This is a genomic window from Streptomyces sp. JK94 (assembly GCF_053613315.1).
Genome location: NZ_JBSICH010000042.1, coordinates 63,784 through 79,424, shown reverse-complemented (window position 1 = coordinate 79,424; position 15,641 = coordinate 63,784). Strand labels below are relative to the sequence as shown.

Here is a 15,641-nt window from a genome sequence, read left to right as displayed (position 1 = left end):
TGGACGGTTCGGGTGCGGTGTTGGTCACGGGTGGTACGGGCGGTCTCGGTGCTGTGGTGGCCCGGTATTTGGTGGCCGAGCGTGGGGTGCGGGACGTGGTGTTGGTCTCGCGGCGTGGTCCGGATGCGCCGGGTGCGGCGGATTTGGTGTCGGAGTTGCGGGAGTCGGGTGCCGAGGCGCAGGTGCTGGCTTGTGATGTGTCCGATCGTGGGGCTGTGCGGGGGCTGGTGGAGTCGCTGGTGGCGGATCGTGGTCTGCTGGCGGTGGTGCATGCGGCCGGTGTGGGGGACAACGGGCTGGTGGGTGCGTTGTCGTCGGAGCGGCTTGATGGGGTGTTGGGGCCGAAGGCCGATGCGGCGTGGTGGCTGCATGAGGCGACCTTGGGTGTGGAGTTGGCGGCGTTCGTGTTGTTCTCTTCGGCCGGTGGTCTGGTGTTGACGGCCGGGCAGGGCAACTATGCGGCGGCGAATGTGTTCCTGGACGCGTTGGCGGCGCGGCGTCGGGCCGAGGGTCTGGTGGCGACGTCGATGGCGTACGGGTTCTGGGATGTGGGTGCGGGTCTGGGGCAGTACTTGTCGCAGGTGGACCGGCGGCGGATGGCTGTGCAGGGTCTGCCGGTGCTTTCCGGTGATGCGGGTCTGGCGTTGTTCGCGCGGGGTCTGGGTCGTGGGGAGGCGACGGTCGTGCCGTTGCGGGTGGACACCGCGGCTTTGCGTGCCCGTACCGATGAGGTGCCCGCCTTGCTGAGGGCGCTGGCCCCGGTGAGGCGCACGGCAGCCGCGGCAGGGGTTTCGGCGGCGGGAGTGAAGGGTGCGGACTCGCCGGGGCGGGGGCTGGCGGCGCTTGCGGAGGGTGAGCGGCGGCGTGCGGTTCTGCGGCTGGTGCGGGAGCAGGTGGCGTCGGTGCTCGGGCATGGTTCGGCGGAGGCGGTCGGTGCCGACCGGGCTTTCCAGGAGCTGGGTTTCGACTCGCTGGCCGCCACCGAGCTGCGCAACCAGCTCAACACCCTGACCGGGCTCCGGCTCCCGGCCACCCTGGTCTTCGACCACCCCAACGCCCTCGCCGTCACCGAGGTCATCGAGGAGGAACTGGCCGCCGCGTACCCGAAGACCGGCCCGGACGGCGGCGGGACGGACGGCGAGGACGGCCTCCGCCGCGCCCTGTCGTCGATCCCGACCCGGCGCCTGCGCGACGCGGGCCTGGTCGAGACGCTGCTCGAACTCGCCGACGACGCCGGCGGCCTGCCGGACACCGAGCGGGACGCCCTCCTGGCGGCCCTGGACGGCGACGACGAGGACGGCCCCGACGTCACCGCGTACGACGACGGAGCCCGCCGGCACGAGGGAACCGGCGAAACCGGCGAGCACGGCGGAACCGGCGAGCCCGTCAGCGGCGCAGACGCCGCCGACGGCGACACCGTCCGGGCCGGCCTCGACGGCACCGGGGCCACCGGCCCCGGCGAAACCCGGGAACCCGGCGAAACCCGGGAACCCGGCGAAACCCGGGAACCCGGCGAAACCCGGGAACCGCGTGAACCCCGTGAAAACGGCGAGACCGGCGCCCTGCGCGCCGCCCGCGCGGAGACCGCCCGGCTGCGCCGGGACAACCGCAGGCTCGCCGCGGCCCGGCACGAGCCGATCGCCATCGTCGGCATGGCCTGCCGCTACCCGGGCGGGGTCGCCTCGCCCGAGGACCTGTGGCGCCTGGTCACCTCCGGCGAGGACGCGATCGTCCCCTTCCCGCAGGACCGCGGATGGGACCTGTCGATCCTGCGGGACCCCGAGGGCAGGCACCCCGACGGCCTGTACGCCAGGGAAGGCGGCTTCCTCGAAGGAGCGGCCGACTTCGACCCCGGGTTCTTCGGCATCTCGCCCCGCGAGGCCCTCGGCATGGACCCGCAGCAGCGCCTGGCCCTGGAGATGTCCTGGGAGGCCCTGGAACGGGCCGGGATCGATCCGTCCTCGCTCAAGGGCAGCAGCACCGGTGTCTTCGCCGGAGTGATGTACCACGACTATCCGGGCAGCGACGGCAACGGCAGCGTCGTCACCGGCCGGGTCGCCTACAAGCTCGGTCTGGAGGGCCCGGCGGTCTCCGTCGACACCGCCTGCTCCTCCTCCCTCGTGGCGCTGCACCTCGCGGTGCAGGCGCTGCGGCAGGGTGAGTGCTCGCTCGCCGTCACCGGCGGTGTCACCGTGCTGTCGACACCCGCCGTGTTCGCCGAGTTCGGCCGCCAGGGCGGGCTGGCGCCCGACGCCCGCTGCAAGTCGTTCGCCGCCGCGGCCGACGGCACGGGCTTCTCCGAGGGGGCGGGCTTCCTCGTGGTCGAGCGCCTCTCCGACGCCGTCCGCAACGGTCACGAGGTGCTGGCCGTGGTCCGCGGTTCCGCCGTCAACCAGGACGGCGCGAGCAACGGTCTCACCGCGCCCAACGGTCCCTCCCAGCGCCGGGTCATCCGGCAGGCCCTCGCCAACGCCCGGCTCGCCGCCGACCAGGTGGACGCGGTCGAGGCGCACGGCACGGGCACCACGCTCGGCGACCCGATCGAGGCGCAGGCACTCCTCGCCACGTACGGCCAGGACCGGCCCGAGGATCGGCCGCTGCTGCTGGGCTCGGTCAAGTCGAACATCGGTCACACGCAGGCCGCGGCCGGTGTCGCCGGCGTCATCAAGATGGTGATGGCCCTGCGCAACGGGCTGCTGCCCGCCACGCTTCACGTGGACGCGCCCAGCGACCAGGTCGACTGGACCGCCGGCGCGGTGGAACTGCTCACCGAACCGCGGGCGTGGACGGGCGGCGACCGTCCGCGCCGCGCCGGCATCTCCTCCTTCGGCATCAGCGGCACCAACGCGCACGTCATCATCGAACAGGCGCCCGCCGCCGCGGAACAGGCGCCCGCCGGAACCGAACCCGGCGCCGCCCGCCCCGAAGACGCCGGTTGCGGCGGGCACACGGCTCCCGTCGTCCCGTGGCTGCTGTCCGCCCGCGACCGGGACGCCCTGCGCGCCCAGGCGGAGCGGCTGCTGCACCACCTGACGGGGCACCGTCCAACCGCCCTCGGCAGCCCGGCCGGTGGACCGCGCCCGGTGGACGTGGCCCACTCCCTGGCGACCACCCGCACCGCCTTCGAGCATCGCGTGGCCGTCACCGGCTCCGACCGGGAGAGCCTGCTCGCCGCGCTCGGCGCCGTCGCACGGGGCGAGGAGCCCGCGACGGCGGTGGGCGAGGGACTGCTCGCCCTCCTCTTCCCGGGACAGGGCTCCCAGCGGCTCGGCATGGGCCGCGACCTGTACGAGCGGTTCCCCGTGTTCGCCGAGGCGCTCGACGCGGTCTGCGCCGCACTGGACGAGCACCTGGAACGGCCGCTGCGCGAGGTGATGTGGGGCGAGGACGAGGCGGCGCTCGACGCCACCGCGTACGCCCAGGCCGCGCTGTTCGCCCTCGGGGTGGCCCTGTACCGGCTGATCGCGTCGTGGGGCGTCGCCCCCGACTTCGTGGCCGGCCACTCCATCGGCGAGGTCGTCGCGGCGCACGTGGCCGGGGTGTTCTCCCTCGCCGACGCCTGCGCCCTGGTCGCCGCGCGTGGCCGGCTGATGCAGGCCCTGCCGGAGGGCGGTGCCATGGCGGCCGTGCGGGCCACCGAGGAGGAGGTGCTGCCGCTGCTCACCGACGGCGTCTCCGTCGCGGCGGTCAACGGGCCCGCGTCCGTGGTGGTGTCCGGCACGGCGCAGGACGTGGCACGCGTCGCCGACGCCCTGCGGGAACGGGGACGGCGCACGACCGCACTGCGCGTGTCGCACGCCTTCCACTCCCCGCTGATGGAGCCGATGCTGGAGGAGTTCCGCGCGGTCGTCGCCGGCCTCTCCCCGCAGCGGCCCACGCTCCCGGTCGTCTCCAACCTGACCGGGGCCGTCGCCGACGCCGACGAGCTGTGCTCCGCCGCGTACTGGACGCGGCACGTCCGCGAGGCCGTCCGCTTCTCCGACGGCGTCCGCGCCCTGCACGAGGCCGGCGTGACCCGCTTCCTGGAACTCGGCCCGGACGGCGTCGCGGCGGCCATGGCCCGCGAGTCCCTCCCCGAGGAGGCCGTCACGGTCGCCGCCCAGCGTCGCACCGTGCCCGGTGAGGACGCCCTGGTGGACGCCCTCGCCCGGCTCCACGGCCACGGCGTCCGCATCGACTGGGCGGCGTTCTTCGCCGGGCTCGGCGCCCGCCGCGCCGACCTGCCCACCTACGCGTTCCGGCGGCGCCGCTTCTGGCCCGCGGAGATGATGGCGAGGGGCGCCGGAGCGGAGGCCGCGGGACTCGCGCCCGCCGACCACCCGCTGCTCGGCGGCGCGGTGGAGCTGGCCGGCACCGACGGCCACCTGTTCACCGGGCGGCTCTCCCAGGGCACCCACGGCTGGCTCGCCGACCACCGCGTCATGGGATCCGTCCTGGTCCCCGGTACCGCCCTCCTCGAACTCGCGGTCCACGCGGGCACCGTCCTCGGCTGCGACCGCGTGGAGGAACTGACGCTCGCCGCGCCGCTGGTGCTGCCCGAACGCGGTACGGTCCAGGTGCAGGTCGGTGTCGGCGCCCCCGACGAGTCGGGGCGGCGCACCGTCGGCATCCACTCGCGGCCCGCCGACGACCCGGGCGCGCCCTGGACCTCGCACGCCGACGGCACCCTGGCGTCCGGCCCCGCGGACACCCCCGCCACCGACTTCGACGCCACCGTGTGGCCGCCGGAGAAGGCCCGGCCGCTCGACGTCACCGGCCTCTACGAGCGCTTCGAGGACACCGGGTTCGTCTACGGGCCGGTCTTCCAGGGCCTGCGGTCCGCCTGGAGCAGGGACGGCGAGGTCTTCGCCGAGGCGGCCCTGCCCGAGAGCGCCGACGGCGGGGCGTTCACCCTGCACCCGGCCCTGTTCGACGCGGGACTGCACGCCACCGCACTCGCCGGTGCCGGCGACGACGGCACGGCAGGGCAGGACACTGGCCCGGGCCAGGTCCCGTTCTCCTGGAACGGGGTGTCCGTGCACGCCGTGGGCGCCTCCGCGGTACGGCTGCGGCTGTCCCGCGCCGACGACGGCACTCTCGCGATCGCCGTCGCCGACGGCACGGGCGCCCCGGTGGCCACGATCGCCTCCCTGGTGACCCGTCCGGTCTCCGCCGGACAGCTCGGCGGTGCGGGCGGCGCGGGTCGCGACTCCCTGTTCGCCCTGGACTGGGTGCCCGTCGCGGACTCCGGAGACGGTGCCGCACTCCCCGGCACGGCGTCCGGCCCCCTCACCGTGATCGGCCCCGACGCCGCTCGGCTCGGGACCGCCGACGTCGAGCGGGTGTCCGGCCTCACCGACCTCGGTGACCGCTCCGGTGACACCACGGACGACCCGGCCGGCGGCGGTGTGCCGCCGGTGGTCCTGCTGCCGGTCGGCACCGCCCCCCTGGCGGAGCCGGGCACGGACGGCCGGAGCGTGCCCGCCGACGCGGCGGAGGCCGCCCGCACGGCGACCGCCCGCGTGCTGGGAACGGTCCGCGACTGGCTCGCCGACGAGCGGTTCGCCGCCTCCCGCCTGATCGTCGTGACCCGGGGCGCCACCGACGGCGCCGACCCGGCCGCCGCCGCGGTCTGGGGACTCGTACGCGCCGCCCAGGCGGAACACCCGAACCGGTTCGCCCTGCTCGACCTGGAGCCCGCCGCCACCGATCCGGCCGGAGCGACGGACCCGGCGGCAGCGGAGGACGCGACGCAGGCCCTGCGGGCCGCGGCCCGCTCCGACGAACCGCAGCTCGCGCTGCGCGGGGGCCGACTGCTGGCACCCCGCCTGGTGCGGACGCCCGCGCCCACCGCGGACGCACCCGCCCCGGACGGGCCCACCGCGGACGCGCCGGCCGGCTGGGGCCCGGAGGGCACCGTCCTCGTCACCGGAGGCACGGGCGGCCTGGGCGCCGCCGTCGCCCGCCACCTGGCCACCGCGCACGGAGTCCGCGACCTGCTCCTGGTCAGCAGGCGCGGCCCGGCCGCCGAGGGGGCCGGCCACCTCACCGCCGCCCTGGAGGAGGCCGGGGCCCGGGTCACCGTCGTGGCTTGCGACGTCGGCGACCGGACGGCCGTGGACGCGCTCCTGGCGGGCATCCCCGCCGATCGCCCGCTGCGCGCGGTGGTCCACGCGGCCGGCGTCCTGGACGACGGAGTCGTCGACTCGCTCACCCCGGAGAGGCTCACCTCCGTCCTGCGGCCCAAGGCGGACGCCGCCTGGCACCTGCACCGGGCCACGGCGGACCTGGAACTCGACGCGTTCGTGCTGTTCTCCTCGGTGGCCGGCACCCTCGGCAGCGCCGGGCAGGCCAACTACGCGGCGGGCAACGCCTTCCTCGACGCGCTGGCCCGCCACCGCCGCGACCGCGGACTTCCCGCGGTGTCGATGGCCTGGGGTCCCTGGACCCGGGGCAGCGGCATGACCGGCGAGCTCACCGAGGCGGACATCGCACGCATGACGCGGGCGGGCATGCCGCCGATGACCCCCGAGCAGGGCCTGGCCCTGTTCGACACGGTCACCGGACCCGCCGGGTCCGCCCCGGCGGTTCTTCCGGTACGGCTGGACCTGGGCGCCCTGCGGTCCCTCGGTGACGTGCCGCCGCTGTTCCGGTCGCTGATCCGGACCCCGGCCCGCCGGACCGCCACTGCGGGAAGTGCCGCGGCGGCGGCCGACCTCACCCGACGGCTCACCGGGCTCACCCCCGCCGAGGGCCGGGACGTCCTCCTGGACCTGGTGCGCGGCCAGATCGCGACCGTACTGGGCCACGCCGGCCTGGCCGACGTCGAACCGACCCGCGCCTTCCAGGACCTCGGCTTCGACTCGCTGACCTCGGTGGAACTGCGCAACCGGCTCGGCGCCCTCACCGGCGTCCGGCTCCCGGCCACCCTGCTGTTCGACTACCCGACGCCCAGCGAACTCGTCGCCCACCTGTACGCCAAGGTCGCCCCCGCCGAGGCGGACGGACCCGGGGCGGTGCTGGCGGAACTGGACAGGCTGGAGCGCAGCCTCGCCGGCATCGAGGCCGGCAGCGAGGAGTTCGGTGCCCTCTTCGACCAGGTGGCCGGCCGACTGGAGGTGCTCCGCGGCAAGTGGCAGTCGCTGCGGACCGAGGCGGGCACCGGGTCGGGGGAGAAGACCGAGGACGAGTCCTTCGACTTCGACTCCGCCTCCGACGAGGACATGTTCGACATGCTCGACAACGAACTCGGGCTCTCCTGAGCCTTCTCCGAGCGGCGGGCCCGCCGCTCGGAGCGACGCCCGGCCCACCGGCCGGCCCGCGGGCCCGGTGCCACCGGCACCGGGCCCCGCCGTGTCCACGGGGCCCTGCACCCCGTACCCCCTCCTCCCACCGGTGGCGTGAAGCCCCGACCCGCCCGTTTCCCGTGTGCGCGATGTCTGTTTCTCCGGGCTGGTGTACGGCGCGGCCGACACGACGGAGCTGGTGAGCTGTGGTGTGCCCGTGGGGCGCCGGGCACGCCGTGGGCCCGTTCGGGCGGACCGCGTGCCCGACGCGGGCAACGGACGACGGGACGGTTCGACCCGTCGGACGCGAGCACCGGGAGGGCGGGCGGAGCCGCGGGCCGGGGACGGCAAGGCGAAGGCCCGCGGACGCGGGGGTGTGCGTCCGCGGGCCTTCGCCTTGCCCGCACTCCGGGGGATTACGTGCGGGGGGTCAGAGGGGCCGGCGGAAGCCGCGCAGGGCGGCGACCATGCCGATCAGGGCGATCGCCGCGCTGATCAGCACGGACGGGATCGCGTGGTCCAGGCCGGGCACGTCCAGGGCGAGCGCGCGGCTGGCGTCGATGGCGTACGTCAGGGGGTTGACCGCGGCCACCGCGGCCAGCCAGTCGGGCAGGTCGGCGACGGGGACGTACGCGCTGGAGGCGAACATCAAGGGGAAGATCACGATCAGGGCGAGGTTCTGGAGCGGCTCGGCCCGCCGCAGCCAGGCACCCGCCGCGATGAACGCCCAGCCCAGCGAGAAGCTGATGAAGACCGTCAGGCCGGCGGAGAGCGCCAGCTCGGCCGCGCCGCCGTTGGGGGAGTACCCGAGTACGGTGATCGCCAGCACCATGATGATCAGCACCTGCACGGTGGCGCGCACCAGCCCGACCAGGCTGCGCGCGGCCGGCAGCGCCCCGGGGTGCACGGGGAGCGACCTCAGCCGCGCGACCATGCCGTTCTTCTGGTCCTCCACGAGACCCACGCCGGACTGCATCGCGGACTGGGCGGCGTTGTCCACCAGGATCGCCGGCAGCACGTAGTCGAGGTAGCTGACGCCGTCCGGGAAGTGCGGCGGCATGCCCATCTTGCTGAACACCTGGGTCAGGACGAACAGGATGACCACCGGCTGGATCAGGCCGAAGAGGACGATGCCGGGGTCGGTCACCATGGCCCGCAGCGAGCGACCGGTCAGGATCCGTATCTGGGTGAGGAGCGAGGTCCCCCCGAACACGGGCGCCGTGCCGGCCGTGGTCCGGGGCACGGCCGGACGGGGGGCCGGGGGCAGCTGAGTGGTCACGGGGTCCTCCACAGAAGACGTCGGGCGGCGGTTCCGCCCGCGGGATCGTGTCGCGGGTGGTCGGGTGGCGGATGTACTAGGTCGTCCGGGCCCTCTCCGGGGCCTCGGGGGGTTCCGGGGCCTCCGGGGACCGGGGGTCTCACGCCGGGGCGCGGGACGCGGACTGCTCGGCGAGCGCCAGGTACACGTCGTCCAGGGTGGGCTCGCCGAAGGTCAGCTCGGTGGCCTCGACGCCCACCTGGTCCAGGGCCCGGACGACCTCGGCGATCTCCCGGGTGGCGTCGATCGGGACGACGACGGCGCGGGGGTCCTCCTCGCCGACCACCGGGGTGAAGCCCGCGCCGCGCAGTGCCGTGCCCGCCGCGTTCCGGTCCTCGCCGGTCTCCAGGGCCAGGGTGACCGTACGGCGGCCGACGGTCGCCTTCAGTTCCGCGGCGGTCCCCGCGGCGACGACCCGGCCGGCGGACAGCACCACGATGGAGTCCGCCAGCCGGTCGGCCTCCTCCAGGTACTGCGTGGTCAGCAGCACCGTGGTGCCCTGCTCGACCAGGCCCTCGACGACCTCCCACAGGTTGAGCCGGCTGGACGGGTCCAGGCCGGTGGTCGGCTCGTCGAGGAAGAGCACCGCGGGCGCTCCGACCAGTGACACGGCCAGGTCGAGGCGGCGCCGCAGACCGCCGGAGTAGCCGCTCGCGCGCCGGTCGGCGACCTCGGTCAGCCGGAACAGCTCCAGGAGTTCGTCGGCGCGTGCCCGGGCCGCCCGCCGCCCCGCGCCGAGGAGCCGGGCGATCAGCATGAGGTTGTCGCGTCCGCTGAGCTGCCCGTCCACGGAGGCGAACTGCCCGGTGAGTCCGATGCGCCGGCGGATCTCGACGGGCTCGCGGGCCACGTCGTACCCGGCGACGGTGGCCCGCCCCGAGGTGAGCGGCAGCGCCGTCGTGAGGATGTTGACCAGGGTGGTCTTCCCGGCGCCGTTGTGGCCGAGCAGTCCCAGGACCGTGCCCCGGGGCGCGCTGACGCTCACCGAGTGCAGGGCCTGGACCGGACCGAAGGACTTGGTGACGCCGTCGGCCTCGATCATCAGGTCACCGGACCCACCGGCCGGCCCGGACCGGGCGGCGAGGGGCGTGACGGTCCCGTTCATGAAGTGTGCTCCCGCTGGTGGGTCCGCGCCGGGTGAAGGGCGGTCGGTGGAAAACGGAGGAGGTTGCGCGCGGGTCGGCCGCTCGGCCGGGGGCCGGCCGGGTACACGTCCGGTGCCCGCGCGGCGGGCGGAACCGGGCCCCGCCGCGGGCGTGCACGGACGCCGGTCCGTGCGTCCTTGGCGGTCGACGGCCCGCGCGCCGTGCCCGAACGGGCGCACCGGCCGCCGTTTCGGGCAGAGGGTGTGCCGGTGCCCCTGCCGATGCCCGTGCCCGTGCGCGTGTCCGCGCCTGCGCTGGACGGGGCTCCGCCCAGGGCGCGAGGCCGGAGGGAAGCGGTCACCGGGTGCCGTCGGCAGCGACGCCGGCCGACCCGCCCCCGGCGTCTTCACGGAGACCGGCGTCGTCCATGAGACGGAACAGCTCCTCGTCGGACGCGGAATCCAGGTCCAGCGGACCGGCGGCGCGGGCCGTCGTTCCGTTCCGGGCCGGGCCCCAGCGGCCGGCCAGGGCCCGCAGCCGGGCCCCCGTGCCGGTGTCGAGGGCGGCGCCGGAGACGAGCAGCGCCTCCAGCTCGTCCACGAGGGAAGCGGCGTCCCGGGGCCGCCGCGGACGGGAGGGCCGAAGCTCCTCGCACACGAGGCGGGCCACCGCGGCGGGGGAGGGGTGGTCGAAGACCAGGGTCGGAGGCAGCCGCACGCCGGTGGCGGCGGTCAGGCGGTTGCGCAGTTCCACGGCGGTCACGGAGGTGACACCGAGGTCGGTGAAGGCCGCGTCCGCCCCGGCGTCCGCGGGGAGTCCGCCCACCACGGCCGCCAGTTCGCCCCGCACCAGCTCCGCGACCAGGGCCTCGGCCTCGTCCTCGGTCAGGGCGGCCAACCGTCCCGCCAGCTCCCCCCGGGCGTCCCCGGCGGGGACGCCCGCCGCCGGCAGCCCCACGGCCACCGCCGTGGAGGGCACCGAGGCCAGCCAGTACGCCTCGTGCTGGAACGCGTAGGTGGGCAGGTCCACCGCCCGCGCCCCGGGCAGGACCGCTCGCCAGTCCACCGGCAGACCGACCGCGTGCAGGCGTACGGCGGCGGTCAGCAGGGCAGCCGCCTCCTCCTCGCCGCCCCCGCCGCGCAGCGTCGGCTCCACCGCGGGAGCGGCGGTCGCCTCCCCCTCGCCCAGGCACTCCAGGACCATCGGGGTGAGCGCGGCCTCCGGACCCAGCTCGACGTGGACGGCGGTGCGCTCCCCGCCCGGCCGGCCGACCGCGTCGGCGAACCGCACCGTGTCCCGCACGTGGCGTACCCAGTGGTCCGGGTCGCGGGCCTCCTCGGCGGTGAGCGGCCGGCCGGTGACGCAGGAGACGAGGGGGACGGTGGGCGCGTGGAAGGACAACCCGGCGACCGTCTCGCGGAACCCGGCGAGCATCGGCTCCATCAGCGGCGAGTGGAAGGCGTGGCTGACCGCGAGGGGCCGCGTCCTGTGCCCGGCGGCGGACAGCTCGGCGGTCAGCTCCGACAGGGGCTCCCGCGCACCGGACAGGACCACGGAGCGGGGCCCGTTGACGGCGGCGACGGCGACCTCGTCGGTACGGTTCGCGAGCAGGGGCAGCACCTCGGCCTCGGAGCAGCCCACCGCGACCATGGTCCCGCCGGGTGGCAGCGCCTGCATCAGCCGGCCGCGCGCCGCGACCAGGGTGCAGGCGTCCCCCAGCGACAGCACGCCCGCCACGTGGGCGGCGGCGATCTCGCCCACCGAGTGCCCCACCAGCCGGCCGGGGACGACACCCCAGGACTCCAGCAGCCGGTACAGGGCCACCTCGAAGGCGAACAGCGCGGGCTGGGCGTATCCGGTGCCGTCGAGCGCAGCGGCCTCCCCGCTGTCCGGGTCGGCCCACATGACCTCGGTCAGGGGCCGCTCCAGCAGCGGATCGAGGAGGGCGCACACCTCGCGCAGGGCGGCGTCGAAGACGGGGAAGGCGGCGGCGAGCCCGCGGCCCATCCCCGGCCGCTGGCTGCCCTGCCCGGTGAAGACGAACGTCGCCTGCGCCGTGCCGCCCGTCGGGCCGTCGACGGCGCTCCCGGGGGACTCCCCGCGGGCGAACGCCTCCGCGGCGGCCCGGAGCCCGTCCCGGTCGGCGCCGGTCAGCACGGCCGCGCGCGAGTGCAGCGTACGCGTGGTGAGCAGGGAGTAGGCGATGTCCCGGCCGGACACCTCGGGATGCGCGGCGGCGTGGGCGGCCAGCCGCCGGGCCTGCCCGCGCAGCGCGTCCCCGTCCTTCGCCGACACCAGCCACGGCACGGCGGCCGGGTGGGCGAAGCCGTCGGGGGCCGTGCCGTCGCCCGCCTCCCGCGCGAGGCCGTCGCCCGCCTCCCGCGCGAGGCCGTCGCCCGCCTCCCGCGCGGGGCCCGTGTCCGGGACCGGGTCCGCAACCGGCTCCGGATCCGGGGGCTCGGCGAGAATCAGGTGGGCGTTGGTCCCGCTGATGCCGAAGGAGGAGACCCCGGCACGGCGCGGCCTGCCGTCCTCTCGGGGCCAGGGCCGGGCCTCGGACAGCAGCCGTACGGCGCCCCGGTCCCAGTCCACCCGCGAGGTCGGGGTGTCCGCGTGCAGGGTGCGCGGGAGCAGGCCGTGCCGCAGGGCCAGCACCATCTTGATCACGGCGGCGGCGCCGGCGGCGGCCTGGGTGTGCCCCAGGTTCGACTTGACGGAGCCCAGCCACAACGGCCGTCCCTGCGGCCGGTCCTGCCCGTAGGCGTCCAGCAGGGCCTCCGCCTCGATGGGGTCGCCCAGGGCGGTGCCGGTGCCGTGCGCCTCGACCGCGTCCACCTCGCCGGCGCTCACTCCGGCGTCGGCCAGGGCCTGACGGACGACCCGGCGCTGGGCGGGGCCGTTGGGCGCGGTGAGGCCGTTGCTCGCGCCGTCCTGGTTGACGGCGGAGCCCTGGATCACGGCGAGGACGGGGTGGCCGTTGCGGCGGGCGTCGGACAGCCGCTCCAGCAGCAGCAGGCCCGCGCCCTCGGACCAGGCCGCGCCGTCGGCACCCTCGCCGAAGGACTTGCAGCGGCCGTCCGGCGACAGGCCCCGCAACCGGGAGAAGCCGGTGAAGGCGGCCGGGGTCGCCATCACGGCGACCCCGCCGGCCAGCGCCAGGTCCGACTCCCCGGTCCGCAGGGAGCGGCAGGCCAGGTGCAGGGCGACCAGGGAGGACGAGCAGGCCGTGTCCACGGTGAGCGCCGGCCCGTTCAGGCCGAGGGCGTAGGCGATACGACCGGACAGCGCGCCCCCCGCGGTGCCCACCGGCAGCAGGCTCTCCAGGTCACCGGCCGCGTCGGCCGCCCCCGCGGCGTAGTCGTGGTACATCGCGCCGGTGAACACGCCGGTGCGGCTGCCGCGCAGCGTCGCGGCGTCGATCCGGGCGCGCTCCACGGCCTCCCAGGCGGTCTCCAGCAGGAGTCGCTGCTGCGGATCGGTGGCGAGGGCCTCCCGGGCGGACATCTGGAAGAACCCGGCGTCGAAGTGGGCCGCGTCGTGCAGGAAGCCGCCCTCGCGGGCCACGGAGGTGCCGGGGGCGTCGGGGTCGTCGCCGAAGAGGGCGTCCAGGTCCCAGCCCCGGTCCTCGGGGAAGCCGGTCACGGCGTCGGTGCCCTCGCGCAGCAACTCCCACAAAGCTTCGGGGGAGTTCGCGCCGCCGGGCAGGCGGCAGGCCATGGAGACGATCGCGACGGGTTCGCCGTCACCGCCCGCGGTGCCGTTCGGTCCCGTCGGGCGGGCCGCCTCGCGGGGCTGTTCCAGTCCGGCCAGTTCGCGGGCCAGGGCGGCGGGAGTGGGGAAGTCGAAGGCGAGGCCCGCGGGCAGCGGCAGACCGGTGGCCTCGGCCAGCGCGTTGCGCAGCCGCACCGAGGCGACCGAGTCCAGCCCGTGGGCGCGGAACGTGGTGTCCGGGCCGATGGGCGCCGGCGGCGTACCGCCGTCCTCGTCCGTGCCGGACGCGGCGGTGACGTCGGCGACCGAGGCGATGACCAGGTCGAGAGCGGTGCGCAGGTCGGGGCGTGCCGCGTCGGCCGGCAGGGGCGCCGGACGCGCGGCGGCCTCGGCGAGGAGCCGTTCCAGCGCCAGCCGGTTGATCTTCCCGGCGGGGGTGCGGGGCAGTTCGGGCAGCACCACGAGCTCCAGCGGAATCTTGTACTCCGCGACGCCCAGGCCGCGCAGGAACGCCGTGGCCTCGCCGAGCCCGACGGTGCCGCCCGGAACAGCGGCGGCACCCGCCTCACCGGCATCGTCCGCCTTACCGATGTCGCCCGAAGCCTGGGTGCCGTCCGAAGCACCCGCGCCCCCCGGGCCCCCGCCCTTCGCCGGGCGCTCGGTGACCACGAGGACCGGGTACTCGCCCAGCCGCGGGTCCGGCTTGGCGACGACGGCGAGCGGACCGATGCCGGGCAGGTCGGCGAGGAGCGCCTGGACCTCCACCGCGTTGAACTTCCGGCCGCCCACGTTGATCAGTTCGGCGGACCGGCCGTGGAAGACGACCAGTCCGTCCTCACCGATCGAGGCCAGGTCGCCGGTGCGCAGCCAGCCGTCCCGCGACACCGCCCGCCCGGTCAGCTCGGGCTCGCCGAGGTAGCCGCGGAACATGCTGGGACTGCGGTAGTGCAGTTCTCCCGGCTCACCGGGCGGGCACGGGCGGCCGTCCTCGTCCAGGACACGCATCTCGGCGTCCCGCGTGGGCCGGCCCACGCTGCGGGAGGCCACGTCCGGCGGGTCCCCGGCCAGGCTGCTGGTGCCGTTGCCGGCCTCCGACATGCCCCACACCACCACCAGCGACGTGTCCAGGGCGTCGCGCACCGAGCGCACCAGCGCCGGGGGGAGGGCGGCCCCCGCGGTGAGGACCCGGTCGGGGCGGAAGCCCGCGCCGTCGGGGAGGTCCGCGGCCCGGGAGACCACGTCGTGCAGTTGGGCGGGTACCGCGACCACCACGGTCGGGCGCTCCCGCCGGGCCAGTTCGAAGAACCGGTCGACGTCCCAGGTGTCGAGGAGCACCTGGCGGCCCGCGCGGAACAGCGCCGAGTAGGCCGACTGCAGGCCGAAGCAGTGGGTCAGCGGGCACGCGGTCAGCAGCGTACCGGCGTAGGCGTCGGCCGAATCCTCGGTCGCGGCGCGGGAGTTGGTGAGCAGCCCGTCGTGGGAGTGCACACAGATCTTGGGCCGCGCCGAGGTGGTGCCGGAGGACGGCAGCAGCAGGAACGGCGACTCGGGACGCACCTCGACGGGGTGGGGCCGCTGTCCGGAGAACCGCTCCAGCAGCCCGGTCACGGTCCGTGTGCCGGGGGCGGCCGTGTCGCCGGTGACCAGCACGGCGCGCAGTGCGGGCAGTGCCTCGCGCAGCGTCGCCGCGGCCAGCGGCCCGTCGCCCTCCTGGGTGCGAGGCGGCAGGACGAGGGCGGCCGGGCCGACCCGCTCCAGCAGGGCCCGTACGTCGGCGGCGGCGTTGCCCTGGTGCACGGGCAGGGTGACGGCCCCGACCTCGGCGGCGGCCAGGTGCAGCGTCAGGTACTCCCAGCTGTTGGGCAGGTGCAGGGCCACCACGTCACCGGGCGCGATCCCCGCCTCCTGCAGACCGCGCGCCAGCGCGTCCACCTCGGTCCGCCAGGCGTCCCAGGTCCGGGCCCGCTCCCCGTCGAGCAGGGCCGTGGCGTCGCCGCCGCGGCGCACCGCCGCGGCGAACACCTCCGGCAGGGTCAGCCCGTCCAGCGACCGGCCGGTGGCGCCGGGCGGATCGGTCTCGTAGTCGTGTGCGTGGACGGGCACCATCACTCCCGGGATGTCGAGCGTCGCCGTCGTACGGGGATCGGCTCAAGGCTCTTGCCGAGCGGTCCGGGTTTTCCCTAGAGATCCCGCGGGTGCGGGTGCGGGTGCGGGTGCGGGTGCGGGTGCTGGACCCCCGTGAAGAAGTCGTCGAAGTCGCCG

At 76.0% G+C, this 15,641-nt stretch carries 4 protein-coding genes; 1 reads left to right on the top strand and 3 read right to left on the bottom strand.

Annotated elements, in window-relative coordinates; genetic code table 11:
• Nucleotides 1-7,241 (top strand): type I polyketide synthase (locus ACVV2G_RS29570; protein WP_453845845.1); only part of this gene is annotated, 7,241 nt, incomplete at its 5' end.
• A 454-nt stretch (nucleotides 7,242-7,695) separates the two neighbouring features.
• Here ACVV2G_RS29570 and ACVV2G_RS29565 read toward each other — a convergent pair.
• From ACVV2G_RS29565 to ACVV2G_RS29555, 3 genes are all read right to left on the bottom strand, one after another.
• Nucleotides 7,696-8,544 (bottom strand): ABC transporter permease, encoded by an 849-nt coding sequence (locus ACVV2G_RS29565; protein WP_453845844.1) that lies wholly within the window; start codon nucleotides 8,542-8,544, stop codon nucleotides 7,696-7,698.
• A 139-nt stretch (nucleotides 8,545-8,683) separates the two neighbouring features.
• Nucleotides 8,684-9,688, bottom strand: a complete 1,005-nt coding sequence (locus tag ACVV2G_RS29560; RefSeq protein ID WP_453845843.1) for an ATP-binding cassette domain-containing protein — start codon at nucleotides 9,686-9,688, stop codon at nucleotides 8,684-8,686.
• 337 nt (nucleotides 9,689-10,025) lie between these two features.
• Entirely contained in the window at nucleotides 10,026-15,485 is a 5,460-nt protein-coding gene (locus ACVV2G_RS29555; protein WP_453845842.1) for a type I polyketide synthase, read from the bottom strand.
• Nucleotides 15,486-15,641: the final 156 nt, after the last annotated feature.

Bases quoted from the DNA above. Each gene is read 5' to 3' on its own strand.
- ACVV2G_RS29560 (WP_453845843.1), bottom strand. From the start codon at position 9,688: ATGAACGGGACCGTCACGCCCCTCGCCGCCCGGTCCGGGCCGGCCGGT.
- ACVV2G_RS29555 (WP_453845842.1), bottom strand. From the start codon at position 15,485: ATGGTGCCCGTCCACGCACACGACTACGAGACCGATCCGCCCGGCGCC.